Genomic DNA, 21,112 nt, shown 5'->3' on the forward strand with positions numbered 1-21,112 from the left:
GGTGGTGGGTACAAATTTGTAGTTGGAGTTTCGGTACTCCAACGAAGGCAATCCAGGCCAGGGTTTCATGCATCCCCGATCAAGCCGGTAACCCCGCCAACCTCAACCCTTCGGCAAATCGGGCCAGATCCTCATCGCGGTAAATCGGCAGCCACTGGCGCAAGGTCGACACCCTTAACCCTGGGTCTTGTGCTCGCAAGCGCTCCATCGCCCGGTGCGCGCTGTCCATCCGCCCGCTCAGTGCATGGCTGGCCGCCAGCAGGGCCACCGCCGCCAGCAGACTGGGCAGATTCCCCAGCGACTTTTCCGCCCACTCCACAGCCTCATCCAGCCGCCCGGCAAAGAAATGCGCCAACGCCATGCCCACCTGCATGCGAAACATCTCCGGGTCCAGTGGGCTCAGCCGTGTGGCGTGCTTGAGATTGTCGATGGCGGTCTGTGTCTCGCCGCGTAACGCCCTGAGTATCCCGCCCAGGTACCAGGCCGGCGCCAGGTTGGAGTTGAGCAGGCGTGCCCGGTCAAGCAGCGCTATCGCGCCGTCCAGGTCACCCGTCAGGTGCCCCAGGGCATGGCCGCCGCGGGTTAACGCCACGGCATCGTCACGCCCCAGTTCCACTGCCAGGCGCGCAAGCCGGGCACCCTCGGTGATTTCCTGGGCGCGATCATCCATCCAGCCATTGAGCTTGCGCCAGAAGTAGCACCACGCCGCCATGCCATAGGCCGAAGCGAACTCAGGGTCCAGTTCGATGGCTTGGTAGTACAGCGGTAGAGCCTGGGCTATGGCGTCGCGGGTGCCGTTATGCAGCTTGGCCGTGCCGCGCAGGTAATAATCGTAGGCGCACAGGTTGTCGGTGGGCTTGCGCTTGGCCCGTTCGATCTCCGCCCGTTCCAGCTGCGGGGCGATGGCGCCCACCACGCTTTCGGTCACCTGGTCCTGCAACTCGAACAGGTCGTCGAGCCGCCCCTCGAAACGCTCGGCCCACAGATGCTCGCCGCTGGTGGCGTCGATCAGCTGGCCGGTGATGCGTAGCCGCTTGCCAGCCTTGCGCACGCTGCCTTCGAGCACATAGCGCACGCCCAGTGCCTGGCCAACCTGCTGCACATCGATGCGCTGGCCTTTGAAGGTGAAGCTCGAGTTGCGGGCGATGACGAACAGCCAGCGAATGCGGGACAGGGCGGCGATGATGTCCTCGACCATCCCGTCGGCGAAATAGTCCTGCTCAGGGTCACCGCTGAGGTTCTGGAAGGGCAGCACGGTGATCGACGGTTTATCGGGCAGGGCGGGCCCACAGGCGACGGGAACAGGTTCGGATGGGGCCTGTGCCGCGCTGCTGGAAGGCTCGCGGATCAGGCCGACGAAGCGGTAGCCCTTGCGCGCGATCGTGCGTACCAGGCGCTGCTCTTCACCGGAATCGCCGATGGCTTTGCGCACGGCATTGATATGGCTGGTGATGGTCGATTCCGAGACGATCTTGCCGTTCCACACGCGCGCCAACAACTCGTCACGCCCCAGCACCTGGTCGCGGTGACTGACCAGTTGCAAGAGCAGGTCGAACACCTGCGGGCCGATGGCCACGGCCTTCCCGCACAGGGTCAGCTCCCTGCGCTGTTCGTCGAGCACATAGTCGTCAAACTCGAATGGCACGTGGCATCCCCTCGCACGCCCTAGGCTTCGTGTCCGAGGCGACTGTTCAGTGGTATGGGCCGATGATACGGCAGCGCAAAGCTGGCTGCACATGCCAGGGCGTGAATTGAACAGTTTGGACGGAAATTCAAGCAAGCCTGGAGGCAAATCCAGCCGGTACGCAAGGACTCTGCACAGGCCGGCGGCGCATGCTTGAACCTCCACGACGGCAATGGTTGCAGTCGTGAACGTGGAGACAGCCCCAATGAAAATCGTGGTGATCGGAGGCACTGGCCTCATTGGTTCGAAGCTTGTCGGCGGCCTGCGCGAGCGCGGCCACGATGCCGTCGCGGCAGCGCCGAGCACGGGGGTGAACAGCATCACCCGCGAGGGCTTGGCAGAGGCGATGAACGGTGCGGATGTGGTAGTGGATGTGGCGAATGCCCCGTCCTGGGAGGACCAGGCGGTGCTCGATTTTTTCGAGACGTCCACCCGCAACCTGCTGGCAGCCGAGAAGGCTGCAGGGGTCAAGCATCATGTCGCGTTGTCTATCGTGGGCAGCGAGCGGTTGCCGGAAAATGGCTACTTCCGGGCCAAGGTCGCCCAGGAGGCGCTGATCAGGGAGTCCGCGCTGCCGTACACCATTCTGCGCGCCACGCAGTTCTTCGAGTTCGTCGAAGGCATTGCCCAGGCAGGGACGGTGGGAGAGGAGATTCGCCTGTCGCCGGCGCTGTTCCAGCCTTTGGCCGCGGATGATGTGGTAGCGGCGCTGATCGATGTGGCGTTGGCGCCACCAGCGCTCGGCATGCTGGAGGTTGCCGGGCCAGAGGCCGCGCCACTGGATGAACTGGTGCGCCGCTTCCTGCGCCTGCGTGGAGATACACGAAAGGTGGTGGCGGATGTGCATGCCCGCTATTTCGGTGCCGAGCTCGATGACAAGTCGCTGACTCCCGGCAGCGGCGCGCGGCTTGGCAAGATCCGCTTCGAAGACTGGCTGGCTCGCCAGTGAGCGATTCAACCCCTATCCCGAACCGAAGGAGCATCACCATGTTCAGCCGCCCCCTCCTGGCCGCCGCGTTCACCGTGCTGGCCATGACCCCGGTTGTCGCCGCCGAGCGGCCAGTCAGCAAAGTCACCGTGGTCTTCGACAGACCACTGCCCAACGTGCCAGGCAAAAGCATGCGCGGAGTGATCGTCGACTACGCCCCCGGGGCCGCGTCGCCCGCGCATCGGCACCCGAAATCTGCATTCATCTATGCCACGGTGCTGGAAGGCGAAGTGCGCAGCAGCGTCAATGGCGAGCCAGCCAAGGTCTACAAACCTGGCGAAAACTGGTACGAGGCACCGGGCGCTTTCCATGGCGTCAGTGCCAACGCCAGCGACAGCAAGCCGGCCAAGCTGATGGCCGTGTTCGTGCTCGACAGCAATGAGACGGTACTGGTCACGCCGAGCGAGAAGTAGGCCTTCGGCCCTGTTGGCAGTGCCATGCCACCAGGGCCGAATACAGGACAACGCATCATGAACACACATGAACCTGAGCAGGCCCACGCGGCGGTGATGCCGCAGCCTGCACGGATGAAGATAGTGGGCGTCGTGCTGTGCGTGGCAGCCATACTGTTGCTGGCTGTGGGTTGGCTGACGTTGCGCTCTGCTGACGTCGCCTTTACCGACAACGCCTATGTGCGTGGAGATGTAACGTCGCTGGCGGCCAAGGTGTCGGGTTACGTGACGGCGGTGGAGGTCGGGGACAATCAGCAGGTCAGGGCCGGTGACGTGTTGTTCCGTATCGATGACCGCGACTACCGTGCGCATCTGGTCCAGGCGCAGGCCAACCTGAAGGCTGCCGAGGCGCGTCTTGGCGATGTCGACGCCCAGACACGCCTGCAGCAGGCGCAGGTCCGCCAGGCCGAGGCGCAGCGCCAGTCGGCCCAGGCCGAGCGGCAGCTGGCCAGCAAAACCCACGAGCGCAGCCGCAAGCTGATTCAGTACAGTGCAATCAGCCAGGCCTTGGTCGATCAGACCGACGCCGCCCGCAGCAGCGCCGAGGCCGCGCTGAAGGCTGCGGCGGCGACACTCGATGCTCAGCGTCAACGTATCGCTGTGCTGGATGCCCAGCGTGAGGCAGCCGTGGCGGCTATCGCCCAGGCCAGGGCCGCGCGCGACCTGGCGCTGATCGAGCTTGAACATACCGTGGTGCGGGCGCCGGTTGCCGGCGTGATTGGTAATCGCCAGGTACGGGTCGGACGATTCGTTACGCCGGGTGCTGCCTTGCTCGACCTGGTCCCGGTCGACGGGGTGTGGATCGTGGCCAACTTCAAGGAAACCCAACTGGAGCAAATCCAGCCTGGGCAGCGGGCACGGGTCACCCTGGATGGCTACCCGCAGGACAGCCTCGAAGGCGTGGTAGACAGCTTCGCACCTGGCAGCGGCGCGGCGTTCAGTCTGTTGCCGCCGGACAACGCAACGGGCAATTTCGTGCGTGTAGTGCAGCGGGTGCCGGTGAAGATTCGCCTGGCCCACAACCCGTTGCCCGGGCGCATCGTGCCGGGGCTGTCGGCGCGAGTGCGGATCGAGGTCGGAGGTGGCTCGTGAGCACCCGGAAAGTGGGCATCAAGTGGCTTAAAGGGTGGCTGCTGGTTGCTGGCATCGTACTGGCTGCGCTCACCGACGCCATCGCCAGCAGCGTGCTGGCGATAGGGCGCAACGACATCATGGGCGATACACATGCCACGTCGGATGAATTCGCCTGGCTGGATGTTGCTTACACTGCATGCAAATTGGCAGGGTTCCTGTTCGCGCCCTGGCTGCTGGGCAGGCTGCCACCGCGCGCGGTGATCATCGGAGCGACCCTGGCCATGGGGTTGGCCTGTGTCGGTGCGGCGCAATTGGTGAGCATCGAGCTGCTGGTGGCCTTGCGCGCCTGCCAAGGCCTGTCAGGCGGTGTATTGCTGGTGGCGGGGCAGACACTGATCTTTCTTGCCTACCCGCGGCGGCAGCAGCCGGTCTTGCAAGGCTTGTTCGCCATTGGCGCGGTGGTCGCGCCAGCGGCACTCACGCCGTCGATGCAGGGGTGGTTGATCGATAGCCAGGATTGGACCTGGATATTTCTCAGCGTTGCGCCGCTGACCTTGGCGGCGACTGGCCTGTTGCTGCTGGTCGAGCTGCCTGCCTATGACCTGCCAGGCCGGCGCCGCTTCGATTGGCCGGGCTGGGTACTGGCGGCCACCGCGTTGCTGTGCCTGACCTACCTCCTGACCCAGGGCAGCCGCTGGGATTGGTTCGAGGCAGCACACATGTGCTGGGCCGGCGTGGTCGGCGGCACGGCGTTGTTGCTGTTGCTTGGCCAGCAACTGACGGGTAATGGGCAGGGGTTGCTGGACTTCAGTCTGTTCCGGTCGAGTGATTTCACCTTCGCCTTCATTGTCAGCTTCGTTGCTGGCGCGGCATTGTTCGGCAGCGCCTTTGTGATACCGGCTTTTGCCTTGTCCATGCTGGGTTTCACCGCCACCGACGCCGGCCTGTTGCTTCTACCCAGTGGCGTGGTGTTCATCGCCGTGCTGCTGGGGGTGGCGTACCTGATCCAGGTGCGTGGTATCGCGCCTTTTGCCACTGTGCCGTTTGGCATCCTGGCAATCATGGCGGCGATGTGGATGCTTTCGGGCTCGACCCGCGAGAGTGGCATGCACGACATGATGGCCGCGGTCATGCTGCGCGGGGCCGGGCTGGGGTTGCTGTTTCTGTCGCTGACTCTGATTGCCTTTGGCAGGCTGGGCCGGCACAGCCTGGCCAGTGGTATCGGCCTTTTCAATACCGGGCGGCAGGTGGGTGGGCTTTTGGGGGTAGCAGGGTTGCAGACGCTGCTCGACCAGCATGGCGTGCTCAATGCCCAGGCGCTTGGTGCGCATGTGAGCACAGGCGCGACGGCGGTAAATGAACGGCTTGATTCGGTGACGTCGATGTTGCGGCTTGAGGGTATTGACCCGCCGGCTGCTGGACGAGTGGCCATGAGCCTGTTGTCGCAGGCAGTGACGGGGCAAGGGGCGGTGATCGCCTTCGACACGGCGTTCATCGCTGTGGCGTTGCTGTTTGCCGTGGCAGCGCCGCTGCTAGTGTGCATCAAAATGCTGTTGGCGCGCATGGCCGGGAAACAGGACGCCGGGCAATCTCATGAAGGTGAATTGCCGGTTTCACATCGTGAGCTTTCGCTGTAAAACGGCGCTGTGCCTAATTTGAATGCAGCAGCAAGGTAAACCGCAATGACACAAGCTACCGATCAGGCTTTTTATGACCGCGCGGATGCGCATATCGAACTGGCGAACCAGCAGATCGAGAAAATCGAAGACCTGGGCAAGGTCAGCGCCTCACTGACCTTCGGCGCCTCGCGCTTCAATGCCTGGATGAGCGCCCGCAGTTTCAAGACCAGTGCGGAACTGGCTGCCGCGCGGGAGGAGCTGTTGAAGTATTTCTGCGAGCAGTACCGGATGATGCTTGAGGACAACCTGGACGAGCACATCGAGCATTTCGACCGGTATGTGCTGGGCAAAGGCAACTGAGCCATGGGGGCGCGATCTCATGGAACTGCACAAGGCTCATTGAATTAGCAGGGACCCTGTGGGAGCGGCTTTAGCCGCGAACACCGGCGCAGCCGGTGCCATGCACCGCGTTGGATTCTTCGCGGGTAAACCCGCTCCCACAGGGTACGCGGACCGCTTGTGAATTCAGTCCTCTACCCGCCAGCGCAGCCTTATCGGGCCTTCTTCTCCAGAATCCGCGGCCCGGTACCTTCCTTGCCCAGCACATCCTCGGGGTTGCGCAGTGGGCAATCTTCCAGCGACAGGCAGCCGCAACCAATGCAGTTGTCCAGGTTGTCGCGCAAAGCCTCCAGCGTGCGGATGCGGGCGTTCAGGTCCTCGCGCCAGGCGGTCGACATCTCGCCCCACTGCGCTGCCGTGAGCTTGCTGTTGGGCGCATAGCGGCTGAAGGCCTGCTTGATCTCGTCAAGCGGAATACCCGTGCGCTGCGCCACCTTGATGATGGCCAGCGTACGCAGCACCAGTGAAGGATAGCGGCGCTGGTTACCCGCCGTACGGACGCTGGCGATCAGCCCCTTGGTCTCGTAGAAGTGCAGCGCAGAAACCGCCACGCCGCTGCGTTTGGCCACTTCCCCTACCGTTAGCATCCGTGTGTTGTCCGCTGCCATGCCTGTTGACCTCAAGTTAACTCGAGCTCTTATAGTCCTGCCCGATCTTCCCCGCAACCGCTTTGCTGATGATCGAAGCAACCAGTACAGGTGGCAGCCGAGATGGCGGGGCGCATTGCCTTCGAGATCTACAGGGATCGCGGTTGGTTTGATCAGCCAGGCGACCGATCCCGGCGCATCTGGGTAACCAGGGTAAAGCGATCATCCGGGTGCACCGTCTCGGACACCGCCATCAGGTCGCCGTTTTCCTCGCGGTAATGGCGAATGATCTTCAGCCCCGGCGCGCCTGCCTCGGCCTTCAGCAGCCGGGCCATTTCCGCGGTCAGCAACACTGCCCGCACCTGCTGGTCGACCACCGCGATCGCCCGGGCAAAGTGCTGCTCGATCAGCCCCGCAATAAGTTGGTCGGGGTGCTCGCGGGCCAACTCGATGACTTCGGCATGGTCGCGCTGCGCGTACACATCGGTCCAGCACAGCGGCGCCGCGTTGTGCACGCGGTCGACACGGATGCTCGACACGCAGAAGTAGTGCTCGCCCGGTACCAGCCCCAGCCGCGCCGCCTCGCTCAGGTCGGCGACGAAGTGGCGCACGTCCTGAATTTCCCGTTGCTGGTTTTGCGCCAGTTGCGCCAGGTCCGCCACGCTGGCCAATGTCTGCGAGTAGCCACCGCGCGGGCTACTGGCCTCCACCCGGGTACCCACGCGCTTGCGCCGCGATACCAGCCCTTGGTTGAGCAACTGGTTGATCGCCGCGCGCACCGTGTGTCGGCTCACATCGTACAGGTCGCACAGCTCGAACTCGGTCGGCAGCAGGCTGCCCACCGGGTAGCGGCCACTGGCGATGCCTTCCATCAAGTCCTTGGCCACGGTGCTATAGCGCGTCGGGTTCATACCTTTGGTCTGTCTCGCAAATTTGTAACAGCAGCGGGGCGCAAAGTCGCCCCGAAAATCAAACCTGGGCAGGCAGGCTCATATGAAGCAAGGGGAACGGCCGGCCTTCGCCATCCAGTGCTGAGCGGCCGGTCTGGATGAAGCCGTAATGCCGGTAGAACCCCACTGCCTGCGGGTTCTGCTCGTTGACATCGACGCTCATCGCGCTGCGCTTCTGGCGGCCGAAATCAAGCAGCGCGCGGCCTATGCCCTGGCCGTGGCGCTCGGGGGCGACGAAGAGCATTTCCACGTGGTTGCCATTGAAGCCGATGAAGCCCAGCGGGCGGTCTTCGGTGTCAACCGCGACCCAGAGCTCGACGGCCTGGAAGTAGACGTCGCGCAATTGCGGCAGCAGTGCGTCGATGTCGGACGCTTGCAGAAAGTGGTGCGTGGCGCGCACGGCGCGCAGCCAGATATCGAGCAGTTGCGTGTGGTCTGCAGCGATACTTTGGCGAATGATCATGGAGTCATGCCTGGGCGGTGTATGGCCGGGGAGGCCGGGAGGAAGAAAAAGGGTACCCGGATTGTGTGGGGCGGGGCAATGGACGGTGGGGCAGGGCATCAGCTGATGTGTTGCCCGGGCCGGCCCTTTCGCGGGTAGACCCGCTCCTGCAAGCATGGCACTGCCCTCGAGCCCGGCGCCGTACCTGTGGGAGTGGGTTTACCCGCGAACATGGGCGAAGCCCGTGCCATCGATGGGCTCGACTGCAATCCACATCGATGCTGGAATTGAACCCGCACAACAAGAACGGCCGGGAGCGCCAATGAACCGAAACGAACTGCGCAAAGCCGATATCAACCTGATGGTGGTGTTCGAAGCGCTGATGCAGGAGCGCAACATCACCCGTGCCGCAGAGAAACTGTTCGTCGCCCAATCCACGGTCAGCGCTGCGCTGGCCCGCATGCGCACGATGTTCAACGACCCGTTGCTGATCCGTGTGGGCAACCGCATGGAGCCCTCGGCCAGGGCCGAAGAGGTGATCAAGTACCTCACTCCGGCACTGGATGCCATGTCCGTCGCCCTCAGCCTGACCCACGACTTCGACCCGCTGACCAGCAAGATGACCTTCCGCATCGGTTTGTCCGATGACGTCGAGTCGGGGTTGTTGCCGCCACTGCTGCGGGCGCTGCGAGTGGAAGCGCCGAATGTGGTGGTGGTCGTGCAGCATGTCGATTATTGGCGCATTCCGGACCTGCTGGCGGCGGGCGACGTGACGGTCGGGATCAGCCAGACCCGTGGGCTGCCGGCCAATGCCAAGCGCAAGGTATTGCGCACCATGCAGGGCCGGGTAGTGCGGGCCGACAAGTCCGCCACGCCGCTGACGCTGGATGAGTTCTGCGCCCGCCCGCACGTTCAGGTCTCACCCACCGCCAATACCCAGGGTGTGGTCGATGACTGGCTGAAAGAGATCGGCCGCCAACGCAAGGTGGTGTTGTCGGTGCCGCAGTTCAGTTCACTGCCGGCGATTCTGGCCGGTACCGACCTGCTGGCCTGCTGCCCGGACTATGCCGCGCAGGGCATGGAGCGTTGGGGCAACCTGCAGGCCGAGCACCTGCCGTTCGAGACCACGGCGCTGGAACTGGCCATGGTCTGGCTGGGTACCACCGACAGCGACCCTGCCGAACGCTGGTTGCGTGGCCGCCTGGAGCACTACATGGGCGGTGTGCGCGAGGGGCTGATGGGGGCCTAGCCACAGGCCTATCATGGAACTGCACATAACTCATTGAATTGGCACGGCCCCCGTGGGAGCGGCTTTCGCCGCGAACACCGGCGCAGCCGGTGCCATGCACCGCGTTGGGTTCTTCGTGGCTAAAGCCGCCCCACAATGTACGCGTACCGCTTGCGAATTCAGTTCTCTACGCGACAGCGCATGAAAAACGGTATCTAGAAGCCCGCCTCCAGGCCCAGCAGGTCCTGCACTGTCTGCCTGCGGCGAATCATCCGTAGCGCCCCATCCTCGATCAGGAACTCCGGCAGCAACGGCCGGCTGTTGTAGTTCGACGACATCGACGCGCCGTAGGCCCCGGCGTCGTGGATCACCAGCAGGTCACCCACCTGCGCCTGGGGCAGGTCGTGCGGGGTCAGTTCCTGGTCATCCTGGGTAAACACATCACCCGACTCGCACAGCGGCCCGGCCACCACGGTCGGCTGCCGTGGGCGGTCAACCGGCTGGCCGTCGGCGTCGAGCAGGGTCATGCGGTGGTAGGCCCCGTACATCGCCGGGCGCATCAGGTCGTTGAAACCGGCGTCGATCATGACGAAGGTGTTGCGGCCCACCTGCTTCACGGCGCGTACCTCGGCCACCAGGTAGCCCGATTCCGCCACCAGGAAGCGCCCCGGCTCGATCTCCATGCGCACGGGGTGGCCCAGCATCGCTTCGATTTCCTTGCGGGCCACGGCCCAGGTCCGGGCGTAGCGTTGCAGGTCGACCGGCGTGTCGCTGCTGCGGTACGGGGTGGAAAGCCCGCCGCCAATGGAGAACGCCTCGATGTCCACGCCCAGGCGGCCGATCAGCTCGATCATCGAGCGGGCCACTTGCTCCAGGTGCTGGTAATCCACCCCCGAGCCGATGTGCATGTGCACCCCTACCAGGTGCAGGCCATGGGCTTTCACGCAGGCCAGCGCTTCGCCCAGCTCTTCGTGCCAGATGCCGTGCTTGCTGTTCTCGCCGCCGGTGTTGGTCTTGCGGCTGTGGCCATGGCCGAAGCCGGGGTTGATGCGGACCCACACGCGGTGGCCGGGCGAGCGTTCACCCAGTTGGCGCAGCATGTCGATGGAGCCGGCGTTGACTTCGATCTTCGAGGCCACCACCCGCTCCAGGGTCGGCCGGTCCAGTGCGTCGCAGGTCAGCACCACGCCGGCAGGGTCGCCATCCACGCTGGCGCCCGCGGCAAAGGCCCGCTCCATTTCGCCCAGCGACACTGCGTCCAGCACCAGGCCGTGGGCGCGCATCAGGCGCAGCACATGCAGGTTGGGGTTGGCCTTCTGGGCGAAGCGCACGGTGTCGAACACCTTCAGCTGTTCGACACGCTCGGCGATGGTGCCGGCGTCATAGGCCCACAGCGGCGAGCCGTGCTGGCGGACAGCCTCGGCCAGAAGAGTGAAGGGTGCAGTCATGGCGGCGCTACTCATATAAGGAAGGCCACGAGAATGAGCCAAAGCAGGAATTCAGAAAAATAGCTATTTTTCTGTCAGCCATTCATATCTGATATGACCATTACCGACTTGCCAGGTGTTGCCCGTGAAACTGTCCGTCCGCCATATCGAAGTGTTCCGCGCCATCATGGCCGCTGGCAGCGTCACCGGTGCGGCGCGCCTGCTGTTCACCTCGCAGCCCACCGTCAGCCGCGAACTGGCGCGGCTGGAGCAGGTAACCGGGCTGAACCTGTTCGAGCGCGAAGGTGGCCGCCTGGTGGCGACGGCCCAGGCGCTGCTGTTGATCGAGGAGGTTGAGCGGGCCTACGTAGGGCTGGAGCGCATCGACCGCTTTGCCCAGGCCATCCGCAATTTCGAGCAGGGCCGGCTGGCCATTACCTGCCTGCCACTGTTTTCCCAGACCTTGCTGCCCAAGGCTTGCCAGCGCTTTCACCAGCAGCACCGGGGCGTGAGCGTGAGTATCCTGGCGCAGGAGTCGCCGTTGCTGGAGGAGTCACTGGTTGCCCAGCAGCATGACCTGGGCCTGACCGAGGTAGAACAGATACCGCGTGGCGCCTACGGCGAATTGCTGTTCAGCGCCAACATGGTGTGCGTGCTGCCCGACGGGCACCCGTTGCAGGCCAGGACCGAGCTGGAGCTGAGCGATTTCCATGAGGTCGACTTCATCAACCTGGCCAGCCTGGACACCTACCGGCAGCGCCTGGACCAGCACTTTCGCGCGGCAGGGGTGAACCGCCGCACGGTCATCGAGACCACCAGTGCTGCCTCGGTGTGCGCCATGGTCAGGCAAGGCCTGGGGGTGGCGATCATCAACCCGCTGAGCGGCCTGGAGGCGGCGCAGGGCGGGTTGCCGATCCGGCGGTTGCGGGTGTCGGTGCCGTATCAGGTGATGCTGATCAGGCCGGACCACCGGCCGGCGTCGGCGGCGGTGGAGCCGTTTTGCCAGGCGTTGCGGGTGCAGGCCCGGGAGATGCAGCAGGCGCTGGCATGATCGTTGTGGGGGAACTGCCTTGCACAAAACCTAAAAACTGGCGCGATCACTGTGGGAGCGGGCGCGCCCGCGAAGCAGGCGACGCGATGGATGGCACCGGCTGTGCCGGTGTTCGCGGGCATGCCCGCTCCCACAGTGATCGCGCCGGTATTCAGTTCGTCACAGCTCGCAGACGAAGGTGCCGGTCCCGGCCAGGATGTTCTCCAGGGTTTCCTTCACTTCATCCATGTCACTCAACTCGCTGGTCAGGTTGATCTCCAGCACCTCATCCCCCTTCAGCGCATCCCGGTCGCCCGCCGCCACTTCGATCAGCAGGCGCTTGGCACTCAGGGTCACTTTCAGCCCATCCAGCGTCGACGGCTCGTCATCCAGGGTCAGGTCGACGGTGTCTTCGTCCGGGTAGCGGGTCAGCAGGAACATCTGACCCTTGTCGCTGTGGCAGCACAGGGTCGCCATGTTGTCTTCCTCGTCATCGCAAGGGGTGGCGAACAGCAGGGCAGTATTGATTTGCATGGACAAGGCTCGGATCAAAGGAAACGGAAGGGAATTCTGACAGTCTTGCCGACAGGCATAAACGTAAAGTTACCGCCCCTTGACCGAAATTGTCGCAGCGCTGCAAGCCTTGATGACCGATCAGTCGTTAAGCTTCGGCGAGCCCTGGGCGTGCCTGCGCACGTTCAACGCCTGGTTTTACCGTCCGCCTTGCCACGGGTTGGCTATCGTTGATCCGTAGACGGCGCACGCAGCGACGCTTCAATTATTACAAAGCCCAAGCGGAGTACCACAGATGGCGTTCTTCACCGCAGCCAGCAAAGCCGACTTCCAGCATCAACTGCAAGCGGCCCTGGCGCAGCACATCAGCGAACAGTCCCTACCACAAGTTGCGCTGTTCGCCGAGCAGTTCTTCGGCATCATCTCTCTGGACGAACTCACCCAACGCAGGCTTTCCGACCTGGCCGGCTGCACCCTGTCAGCCTGGCGCATTATCGAGCGTTTCGACCCCGAATACCCGCAAGTACGGGTGTACAACCCCGATTACGAGCGTAATGGCTGGCAATCGACCCACAGCGTGGTCGAAGTGCTGCACCACGACCTGCCGTTCCTGGTCGACTCGGTACGCACCGAGCTCAACCGCCGCGGCTACAGCATCCACACCCTGCAGACCACCGTGCTCAGTGTGCGCCGCGGCGCCAAGGGCGAGCTGCTTGAACTGCTGCCCAAGGGCACCCAAGGCGAGGGCGTACGCCATGAGTCGCTGATGTACCTGGAGATCGACCGTTGCGCCAACGCCGCCGAGCTGACGGTACTGGCCCGCGAGATCGAGCAGGTGCTGGCCGAGGTGCGGGTGGTGGTGGCCGACTTCGAACCGATGAAGGCCAAGCTGCGTGAAGTGGTTGCGGAGGTGGAGCAGACCGCCTTTGGCCCGGCGCAGAACGAAAAGGGCGAGGTCAAGGCTTTCCTCGAGTGGCTGCTGGACAACCACTTCACCTTCCTGGGCTATGAAGAATTCACCGTCAAGGGCGACGCCGATGGCGGCCAGATGGTCTACGACGAGCAGTCGTTCCTCGGCCTGCCGCGCCGCCTGCGCGTGGGCCTGACGAGCGACGAGCTGCGCATCGAAGACTACGCCGTGGCCTACCTCAACGAACCGCTGCTGCTGTCGTTCGCCAAGGCCGCGCTGCCAAGCCGCGTACACCGCCCGGCCTACCCGGACTACGTGTCGATCCGCCAGCTGGACGCCAATGGCAAGGTGATCAAGGAGCACCGCTTCATGGGCCTGTACACCTCGTCGGTGTACGGTGAAAGCGTGCATGCCATCCCTTATATCCGGCAGAAGGTCACCGAAGTCGAGCGCCGCTCGGGCTTCGATCCCAAGGCCCACCTGGGCAAGGAACTGGCCCAGGTACTGGAAGTACTGCCGCGCGACGACCTGTTCCAGACCCCGGTCGACGAGCTGTTCAGCACCGTCATGTCGATCGTGCAGATCCAGGAACGCAACAAGATCCGCGTGTTCCTGCGCAAGGACCCGTACGGCCGCTTCTGCTACTGCCTGGCCTATGTACCGCGGGAAATCTACTCCACTGAAGTGCGGCAGAAGATCCAGCAGGTGCTGATGGAGCGCCTGAAGGCCAGCGACTGCGAGTTCTGGACCTTCTTCTCCGAATCGGTGCTGGCCCGTGTGCAGCTGATTTTGCGGGTAGACCCGAAAAACCGCATCGATATCGACCCGCAGCAGCTGGAACGCGAAGTGATCCAGGCCTGCCGTTCGTGGCATGACGACTACTCGGCACTGGTGATCGAGAACTTCGGCGAAGCCCAGGGCACCAACATCCTCGCTGACTTCCCCAAAGGTTTCCCGGCCGGCTACCGCGAGCGCTTCGCCGCGCACTCGGCAGTGGTCGACCTGCAGCACGTGCTGAACCTGTCGGAAAGCAAGCCGCTGGCGATGAGCTTCTACCAGCCATTGACCCAGGTCGGGGAACGCACCCTGCACTGCAAGCTGTACCACGCCGACACGCCGCTGGCGCTGTCCGACGTGCTGCCGATCCTGGAGAACCTTGGCCTGCGCGTACTCGGCGAGTTCCCGTACCGCCTGCGCCATGCCAGTGGCCGCGGCTACTGGATCCACGACTTCGCCTTCACCTACAGCGAAGGCCTGAGCCTGGACATCCAGCAGCTCAATGACACCCTGCAGGATGCCTTCATCCACATCGTCCGCGGCGATGCCGAGAACGACGCCTTCAACCGTCTGGTGCTGACAGCCGGCCTGCCATGGCGCGACGTGGCGCTGCTGCGCGCCTACGCCCGTTACCTGAAGCAGATTCGCCTGGGCTTCGACCTGGGCTACATCGCCAGTACCCTGAACAACCACACCGACATCGCCCGCGAGCTGACCCGGTTGTTCAAGACCCGCTTCTACCTGGCGCGCAAGCTCACCCAGGAAGACCTGGATGACAAGCAACTGCGCCTAGAGCAAGCTATCCTGACCGCGCTGGACGACGTGCAGGTGCTCAACGAAGACCGCATCCTGCGTCGCTACCTGGACCTGATCAAGGCCACCCTGCGCACCAACTTCTACCAGCCGGACGCCAACGGCCACAACAAGTCGTACTTCAGCTTCAAGTTCAACCCCAAGCTGATCCCCGAACTGCCTAAGCCAGTGCCCAAGTTCGAGATCTTCGTCTACTCGCCACGGGTCGAAGGCGTGCACCTGCGCTTTGGCAACGTCGCCCGCGGCGGCCTGCGCTGGTCCGACCGCGAGGAAGACTTCCGCACCGAAGTGCTGGGCCTGGTGAAAGCCCAGCAGGTGAAGAACTCGGTGATCGTGCCGGTCGGCGCCAAGGGCGGCTTCCTGCCGCGCCGCCTGCCGCTGGGCGGCAGCCGTGACGAGATCGCCGCCGAAGGCGTGGCGTGCTACCGCATCTTCATTTCCGGCCTGCTCGACATCACCGACAACCTCAAGGACGGTGGCGTGGTGCCGCCGGCCAACGTGGTACGCCATGACGATGACGACCCGTACCTGGTGGTGGCGGCCGACAAGGGCACCGCGACCTTCTCGGACATCGCCAACGGCATCGCCATCGACTACGGCTTCTGGCTGGGCGACGCCTTCGCCTCGGGTGGCTCGGCCGGTTACGACCACAAGAAGATGGGCATTACCGCGCGCGGCGCCTGGGTGGGCGTGCAGCGCCACTTCCGCGAGCGCGGCATCAATGTGCAGGAAGACCCGATCACCGTCATTGGCGTCGGCGACATGGCCGGCGACGTGTTCGGCAACGGCCTGCTGATGTCCGACAAGCTGCAACTGGTGGCGGCGTTCAACCACCTGCACATCTTCATCGACCCGAACCCGGAGCCTGCTTCCAGCTTTGCCGAGCGCAAGCGCCTGTTCGACCTGCCGCGCTCGGCCTGGAGCGACTACGACACCAGCATCATGTCCGAAGGCGGCGGTATCTTCCCGCGCAGTGCCAAGAGCATCGCCATCAGCCCGCAGATGAAAGAGCGCTTCGCCATCGAAGCCGATCGCCTGACCCCGACCGAGCTGCTCAATGCGCTGCTCAAGGCACCGGTAGACCTGCTGTGGAACGGTGGCATCGGTACCTACGTCAAGGCCAGCACCGAGAGCCACGCCGATGTCGGCGACAAGGCCAACGACGCGCTGCGGGTCAATGGCAACGAGCTGCGCTGCAAGGTGGTGGGCGAGGGCGGCAACCTGGGCATGACCCAGCTTGGCCGGGTCGAGTTCGGCCTGCATGGCGGCGCCACCAACACCGACTTCATCGACAACGCCGGCGGCGTGGACTGCTCCGACCACGAGGTCAACATCAAGATCCTGCTCAACGAAGTGGTGCAGGGTGGCGACATGACCGAGAAGCAGCGCAACCAGCTGCTGGGCAGCATGACCGACGAAGTGGCCGGGCTGGTGCTGGGCAACAACTACAAGCAGACCCAGGCGCTGTCGCTGGCGGCCCGCCGCGCCCGCGAGCGGATTGCCGAGTACAAGCGCCTGATGGCCGACCTGGAAGCCCGTGGCAAGCTGGACCGTGCCATCGAGTTCCTGCCGTCCGAAGAGCAGTTGGCCGAGCGCCTGGCCGCCGGCCAGGGCCTGACCCGCGCCGAGCTGTCGGTGCTGATCTCGTACAGCAAGATCGACCTCAAGGAACAGCTGCTCAAGTCGCTGGTGCCGGACGACGACTACCTGACCCGCGACATGGAAACCGCCTTCCCGCCGTCGCTGGTCAGCAAGTTTGCCGAGTCCATGCGCCGCCACCGCCTGAAGCGCGAAATCGTCAGCACCCAGATCGCCAACGACCTGGTCAACAACATGGGTATCACTTTCGTCCAGCGCCTGAAGGAGTCGACCGGCATGAGCCCGGCCAACGTGGCCGGGGCCTACGTGATCGTGCGCGACATCTTCCACCTGCCGCACTGGTTCCGTCAGATCGAGGCTCTGGACTATCAGGTGCCGGCGGAAATCCAGCTGACCCTGATGGACGAGCTGATGCGCCTGGGCCGTCGTGCCACCCGCTGGTTCCTGCGCAGCCGCCGCAACGAGCAGGACGCCGGGCGCGACACCGCGCACTTCGGGCCGAAGATCGCGCAACTGGGGCTCAAGCTCGACGAGTTGCTCGAAGGCCCGACCCGCGAGCGCTGGATGGTGCGCTACCAAGGCTTCGTCGAGGCTGGTGTGCCGGAGTTGCTGGCGCGCATGGTGGCTGGCACTACCCACCTGTACACCCTGTTGCCGATCATCGAGGCTTCGGATGTTACCGGCCATGACCCGGCGCAGGTGGCCAAGGCGTTCTTCGCCGTGGGCAGCGCACTGGACCTGACCTGGTACCTGCAGGAAATCAGCAACCTGCCGGTGGAGAACAACTGGCAGGCGCTGGCCCGCGAGGCGTTCCGCGACGACATCGACCTGCAGCAGCGGGCGATCACCATCTCGGTACTGCAGATGGCCGATGCACCGGAAGACATGGACGCCCGCGTGGCGCTGTGGGCCGAGCAGCACCGGGGGATGGTGGAGCGCTGGCGCGCCATGCTGGATGACCTGCGCAATGCAACGGGTACCGATTATGCGATGTACGCGGTGGCCAACCGCGAGCTGGTCGACCTGGCCATGAGCGGGCAGGCGGCGGTGGTGCCGTCCTGAGCCATGAGCTGAAATGAAAAGCCCCGGCAGTGATGCCGGGGCTTTTTTATGGTTCCAGTGCTGCTATCACAAGGCTTGAGCGAAGTGAGGCCCCTGTAGGAGCGGGTTTACCCGCGAAGAGGCCGGTACAGGCTTATTTGAACCTGCGCTCCACCCCTTTCTCCACCAGAATCTTCGCCGAAATCTCTTCCACCGAAAAATGCGTGGAATTGATGTTGGGAATGTTCTCCCGGCGGAACAGGCTCTCCACTTCTCGCACTTCGAACTCGCACTGGGCAAAGCTGGAATAGCGGCTGTTGGGTTTGCGCTCGTGGCGGATGGCGGTGAGGCGGTCGGGGTCGATGGTCAGGCCGAACAGCTTGTTGTGGTGCTTTTTCAGCACCGCCGGCAGCTGCAGGCGCTCCATGTCGTCCTCGGTCAGCGGGTAGTTGGCGGCGCGGATGCCGAACTGCATGGCCATGTACAGGCAGGTGGGGGTCTTGCCGCAGCGCGATACACCTACCAGGATCAGGTCGGCCTTGTCGTAGTAGTGGGTGCGTGCGCCATCGTCATTGTCCAGGGCGAAATTCACCGCCTCGATGCGTTCCATGTAGTTGGAATTGCCGCCGATAGAGTGCGATTTGCCGACCGAATACGACGAATGGGCAGTCAATTCCTGTTCGAGCGGGGACAAAAACGAAGAAAAGATGTCGATCATGAAGCCATTCGAGGTAGCCAGGATCTCACGGATGTCCTGATTGACGATGGTATCGAAGATGATCGGGCGTACACCATCGCGCTCGGCCGCAGCGTTGATTTGCTGGACCATGGTCCGCGCCTTTTCCGGCGAATCGATGTAGGGACGGGTGAATTTATTGAACGGAATGCTCTCGAATTGAGCGAGCAGACTCTGGCCCAGGGTTTCGGCGGTAATGCCGGTGCCGTCGGAGATGAAGAACGCGGTTCGTTTCATTTGCGATCTGGGCCTTAAGCTGATGACGTTTCTTGGATATGATAAGTTCGGTTTGCCGAATGCGGCTGTCGGCATTCTCACTTATTTTCCAGGTACAGGCCACAAGCGTCCGGCCAAGTCAATGAAGGCAGGCGGGCGCCATTGAGCTTTTCCAACACAGTTAGTGGAGAGATCACCTTGGTAGAGTACGTAGTTTCCCTCGATAAGCTCGGCGTCCATGATGTGGAGCATGTGGGGGGCAAGAACGCATCCCTGGGCGAGATGATCAGCAACCTCGCAGGTGCTGGTGTATCGGTGCCGGGCGGCTTTGCCACTACGGCGCAGGCGTACCGCGATTTTCTCGAACAGAGTGGTCTCAACGACCGTATCCACGCCGCGCTCGACGCACTCGACGTGGATGACATCAACGCCCTGACCAAGACCGGCGCGCAGATTCGCCAGTGGGTCATGGAAGCCGACTTCCCGGCACGTCTGGATTCGGAAATCCGTACGGCCTTCGCCGAAATGGCTGCCGGCAACGACAACATGGCCGTTGCCGTGCGTTCCTCGGCCACCGCCGAAGACCTGCCGGACGCCTCGTTCGCCGGCCAACAGGAAACCTTCCTCAACATCCGCGGCGTCGACAACGTGATCCGCGCGGCCAAGGAAGTGTTCGCCTCGCTTTTCAACGACCGTGCCATCGCCTACCGCGTGCACCAGGGCTTCGACCACAAGCTGGTGGCCCTGTCCGCCGGCGTGCAGCGCATGGTCCGCTCCGAAACCGGCACCGCCGGCGTCATGTTCACCCTCGACACCGAGTCGGGCTTCCGCGACGTGGTGTTCATCACCGGCGCCTACGGCCTGGGCGAAACCGTGGTGCAGGGTGCGGTCAACCCTGACGAATTCTACGTGCACAAAAACACCCTGCAGGCAGGCCGCCCGGCCATCCTGCGCCGCAACCTGGGCAGCAAGGCGATCAAGATGGTCTATGGCGAAGAAGCCAAGGCCGGCCGTTCGGTCAAGACCGTCGAAGTGGACCGCGCCGAGCGCGCGCGCTTCTGCCTGACCGATGCCGAGGTCAGCGAGCTGGCCAAGCAGGCCATGATCATCGAGCAGCACTACCAGCGCCCGATGGACATCGAATGGGCCAAGGACGGTGACGACGGCAAGCTGTATATCGTCCAGGCGCGCCCCGAGACGGTGAAGAGCCGCTCCAGCGCCAACGTCATGGAACGCTACCTGCTGAAAGAGAAGGGCACCGTTCTGGTCGAAGGCCGCGCCATTGGCCAGCGCATCGGCGCCGGCAAGGTCCGCGTGATCAACGACGTATCGGAAATGGACAAGGTCCAGCCGGGCGATGTACTGGTCTCCGACATGACCGACCCGGACTGGGAACCGGTGATGAAACGCGCCAGCGCCATCGTCACCAACCGTGGCGGGCGTACCTGCCACGCGGCGATCATCGCCCGTGAGCTGGGCATTCCGGCCGTGGTCGGTTGCGGCAACGCCACCCAGGTGCTGAAAGACGGCCAGGGTGTGACTGTGTCCTGTGCCGAAGGCGATACCGGTTTCATCTTCGAGGGCGAGCTGGGCTTCGATGTGAAGCAGAACTCGGTCGACGCCATGCCCGACCTGCCATTCAAGATCATGATGAACGTCGGCAACCCGGACCGTGCCTTCGATTTCGCCCAGCTGCCCAACGCCGGTGTCGGCCTGGCGCGCCTGGAGTTCATCATCAACCGCATGATCGGCGTGCACCCCAAGGCGCTGCTGAACTATGCCGGCCTGCCAGCCGATCTGAAGGACAGCGTCGACAAGCGCATCGCCGGCTACAACGACCCGGTAGGCTTCTATGTCGAGAAGCTGGTCGAGGGCATCAGCACCCTGGCTGCGGCCTTCTACCCGAAAAAGGTCATTGTGCGCCTGTCGGACTTCAAGTCCAACGAGTACGCCAACCTGATCGGCGGCAAGCTGTACGAGCCGGAAGAAGAAAACCCGATGCTCGGCTTCCGTGGCGCTTCGCGCTACATCAGCGAATCGTTCCGTGACTGCTTCGAGCTCGAGTGCCGTGCGCTCAAGCGCGTGCGCAACGAGATGGGCCTGACCAACGTCGAGATCATGGTGCCGTTCGTGCGTACCCTGGGTGAAGCCAGCCAGGTTGTCGACCTGCTTGCCGAAAACGGCCTGGCCCGTGGCGACAACGGCCTGCGCGTGATCATGATGTGCGAACTGCCGTCCAACGCCATCCTCGCCGAAGAGTTCCTGGAGTACTTCGACGGCTTCTCGATCGGCTCCAACGACCTGACCCAGCTGACCCTGGGCCTGGACCGTGACTCGGGCATCATCGCCCACCTGTTCGACGAGCGTAACCCTGCGGTGAAGAAGCTGCTGGCCAACGCCATTGCCGCGTGCAACAAGGCTGGCAAGTACATCGGCATCTGCGGTCAGGGCCCGTCGGACCACCCGGACCTGGCCAAGTGGCTGATGGAGCAGGGTATCGACAGCGTGTCGCTGAACCCGGACTCGGTACTCGAAACCTGGTTCTACCTGGCTGAAGGCCAGGGCGCGGTCTGATGCAGTAAAACGCGGGGGTACGTCTGGCGTACCCCCGCCTGGTTTTTTCCAGG

16 protein-coding genes are annotated in these 21,112 nt (G+C 63.6%); 9 read left to right on the plus strand and 7 right to left on the minus strand.

Annotation, left to right across the window (positions count from 1 at the left end; translation table 11 throughout):
- Positions 1 to 79 precede the first annotated feature (79 nt).
- Positions 80 to 1,645 carry a winged helix-turn-helix domain-containing tetratricopeptide repeat protein gene (locus tag NY023_RS08515; protein WP_013971652.1) on the minus strand — a complete coding sequence of 522 codons (1,566 nt, stop codon included), beginning with the start codon at positions 1,643 to 1,645 and terminating at the stop codon, positions 80 to 82.
- Between the two features lie 244 nt (positions 1,646 to 1,889).
- Between NY023_RS08515 and NY023_RS08520 the strand changes: the two genes are divergently transcribed.
- From NY023_RS08520 to NY023_RS08540, 5 genes are read left to right on the plus strand one after another with little or no spacing between them, the layout of a single operon-like run.
- Positions 1,890 to 2,633: an SDR family oxidoreductase gene (locus NY023_RS08520; RefSeq protein ID WP_013971653.1), complete on the plus strand. Its 744-nt coding sequence runs from the start codon at positions 1,890 to 1,892 to the stop codon at positions 2,631 to 2,633.
- 38 nt (positions 2,634 to 2,671) lie between these two features.
- Entirely contained in the window at positions 2,672 to 3,085 is a 414-nt protein-coding gene (locus NY023_RS08525) for a cupin domain-containing protein (RefSeq protein ID WP_013971654.1), read from the plus strand.
- 57 nt (positions 3,086 to 3,142) lie between these two features.
- Positions 3,143 to 4,216, plus strand: a complete 1,074-nt coding sequence (locus NY023_RS08530; RefSeq protein ID WP_013971655.1) for an HlyD family secretion protein — start codon at positions 3,143 to 3,145, stop codon at positions 4,214 to 4,216.
- Entirely contained in the window at positions 4,213 to 5,835 is a 1,623-nt protein-coding gene (locus NY023_RS08535; protein ID WP_023661737.1) for an MFS transporter, read from the plus strand. Before NY023_RS08530 ends, NY023_RS08535 begins: the two co-directional genes overlap by 4 nt.
- 45 nt (positions 5,836 to 5,880) lie before the next feature.
- A complete protein-coding gene (locus NY023_RS08540; RefSeq protein ID WP_013971657.1) occupies positions 5,881 to 6,177 on the plus strand; it encodes a DUF3144 domain-containing protein in 297 nt (98 codons plus the stop codon).
- 191 nt (positions 6,178 to 6,368) lie between these two features.
- Here NY023_RS08540 and soxR read toward each other — a convergent pair whose 3' ends face one another.
- The 3 genes from soxR to NY023_RS08555 all read right to left on the minus strand — a co-directional run bounded on the left by soxR (position 6,369) and on the right by NY023_RS08555 (position 8,216).
- Positions 6,369 to 6,824 carry a redox-sensitive transcriptional activator SoxR gene (gene soxR, locus NY023_RS08545; RefSeq protein WP_044046928.1) on the minus strand — a complete coding sequence of 152 codons (456 nt, stop codon included), beginning with the start codon at positions 6,822 to 6,824 and terminating at the stop codon, positions 6,369 to 6,371.
- Positions 6,825 to 6,976: 152 nt separating this feature from the next.
- Complete coding sequence (locus tag NY023_RS08550; protein ID WP_013971659.1) at positions 6,977 to 7,714, minus strand: GntR family transcriptional regulator; 738 nt, start codon at positions 7,712 to 7,714, stop codon at positions 6,977 to 6,979.
- 58 nt (positions 7,715 to 7,772) lie between these two features.
- Positions 7,773 to 8,216 carry an acetyltransferase gene (locus NY023_RS08555; protein WP_013971660.1) on the minus strand — a complete coding sequence of 148 codons (444 nt, stop codon included), beginning with the start codon at positions 8,214 to 8,216 and terminating at the stop codon, positions 7,773 to 7,775.
- Between the two features lie 301 nt (positions 8,217 to 8,517).
- Between NY023_RS08555 and NY023_RS08560 the strand changes: the two genes are divergently transcribed.
- Positions 8,518 to 9,444, plus strand: a complete 927-nt coding sequence (locus NY023_RS08560; RefSeq protein ID WP_024086554.1) for a LysR substrate-binding domain-containing protein — start codon at positions 8,518 to 8,520, stop codon at positions 9,442 to 9,444.
- 194 nt (positions 9,445 to 9,638) lie between these two features.
- Here the strand turns inward: NY023_RS08560 and lysA are convergent, their stop codons facing one another.
- A complete protein-coding gene (gene lysA, locus NY023_RS08565) occupies positions 9,639 to 10,871 on the minus strand; it encodes a diaminopimelate decarboxylase (protein ID WP_024086555.1) in 1,233 nt (410 codons plus the stop codon).
- Positions 10,872 to 10,995: 124 nt separating this feature from the next.
- Between lysA and NY023_RS08570 the strand changes: the two genes are divergently transcribed.
- Positions 10,996 to 11,901, plus strand: coding sequence for a LysR family transcriptional regulator (locus NY023_RS08570; RefSeq protein ID WP_013971663.1), 906 nt, complete (start codon positions 10,996 to 10,998; stop codon positions 11,899 to 11,901).
- A 159-nt stretch (positions 11,902 to 12,060) separates the two neighbouring features.
- Here the strand turns inward: NY023_RS08570 and NY023_RS08575 are convergent, their stop codons facing one another.
- Complete coding sequence (locus NY023_RS08575; RefSeq protein ID WP_013971664.1) at positions 12,061 to 12,414, minus strand: hypothetical protein; 354 nt, start codon at positions 12,412 to 12,414, stop codon at positions 12,061 to 12,063.
- 274 nt (positions 12,415 to 12,688) lie between these two features.
- Between NY023_RS08575 and NY023_RS08580 the strand changes: the two genes are divergently transcribed.
- Positions 12,689 to 17,554 carry an NAD-glutamate dehydrogenase gene (locus NY023_RS08580; RefSeq protein WP_013971665.1) on the plus strand — a complete coding sequence of 1,622 codons (4,866 nt, stop codon included), beginning with the start codon at positions 12,689 to 12,691 and terminating at the stop codon, positions 17,552 to 17,554.
- A gap of 133 nt (positions 17,555 to 17,687) precedes the next feature.
- Here the strand turns inward: NY023_RS08580 and NY023_RS08585 are convergent, their stop codons facing one another.
- On the minus strand, positions 17,688 to 18,506 hold the full coding sequence (locus tag NY023_RS08585) for a pyruvate, water dikinase regulatory protein (protein ID WP_009684026.1): 819 nt from the start codon (positions 18,504 to 18,506) through the stop codon (positions 17,688 to 17,690).
- Between the two features lie 177 nt (positions 18,507 to 18,683).
- On the opposite strand from NY023_RS08585, the gene ppsA reads away from it, so the two are divergent.
- Positions 18,684 to 21,059 carry a phosphoenolpyruvate synthase gene (gene ppsA / locus NY023_RS08590; RefSeq protein ID WP_015269493.1) on the plus strand — a complete coding sequence of 792 codons (2,376 nt, stop codon included), beginning with the start codon at positions 18,684 to 18,686 and terminating at the stop codon, positions 21,057 to 21,059.
- Positions 21,060 to 21,112: the final 53 nt, after the last annotated feature.

The organism is Pseudomonas sp. NBB, from assembly GCF_032701105.1.
Lineage (GTDB): Bacteria > Pseudomonadota > Gammaproteobacteria > Pseudomonadales > Pseudomonadaceae > Aquipseudomonas > Aquipseudomonas asiatica.

Bases quoted from the DNA above. Each gene is read 5' to 3' on its own strand.
- NY023_RS08550 (WP_013971659.1), bottom strand. From the start codon at position 7,714: ATGAACCCGACGCGCTATAGCACCGTGGCCAAGGACTTGATGGAAGGC.
- NY023_RS08580 (WP_013971665.1), top strand. From the start codon at position 12,689: ATGGCGTTCTTCACCGCAGCCAGCAAAGCCGACTTCCAGCATCAACTG.
- NY023_RS08555 (WP_013971660.1), bottom strand. From the start codon at position 8,216: ATGATCATTCGCCAAAGTATCGCTGCAGACCACACGCAACTGCTCGAT.
- NY023_RS08560 (WP_024086554.1), top strand. From the start codon at position 8,518: ATGAACCGAAACGAACTGCGCAAAGCCGATATCAACCTGATGGTGGTG.
- NY023_RS08585 (WP_009684026.1), bottom strand. From the start codon at position 18,506: ATGAAACGAACCGCGTTCTTCATCTCCGACGGCACCGGCATTACCGCC.
- NY023_RS08525 (WP_013971654.1), top strand. From the start codon at position 2,672: ATGTTCAGCCGCCCCCTCCTGGCCGCCGCGTTCACCGTGCTGGCCATG.
- soxR (WP_044046928.1), bottom strand. From the start codon at position 6,824: ATGGCAGCGGACAACACACGGATGCTAACGGTAGGGGAAGTGGCCAAA.
- lysA (WP_024086555.1), bottom strand. From the start codon at position 10,871: ATGACTGCACCCTTCACTCTTCTGGCCGAGGCTGTCCGCCAGCACGGC.
- NY023_RS08575 (WP_013971664.1), bottom strand. From the start codon at position 12,414: ATGCAAATCAATACTGCCCTGCTGTTCGCCACCCCTTGCGATGACGAG.
- NY023_RS08520 (WP_013971653.1), top strand. From the start codon at position 1,890: ATGAAAATCGTGGTGATCGGAGGCACTGGCCTCATTGGTTCGAAGCTT.
- NY023_RS08540 (WP_013971657.1), top strand. From the start codon at position 5,881: ATGACACAAGCTACCGATCAGGCTTTTTATGACCGCGCGGATGCGCAT.
- NY023_RS08530 (WP_013971655.1), top strand. From the start codon at position 3,143: ATGAACACACATGAACCTGAGCAGGCCCACGCGGCGGTGATGCCGCAG.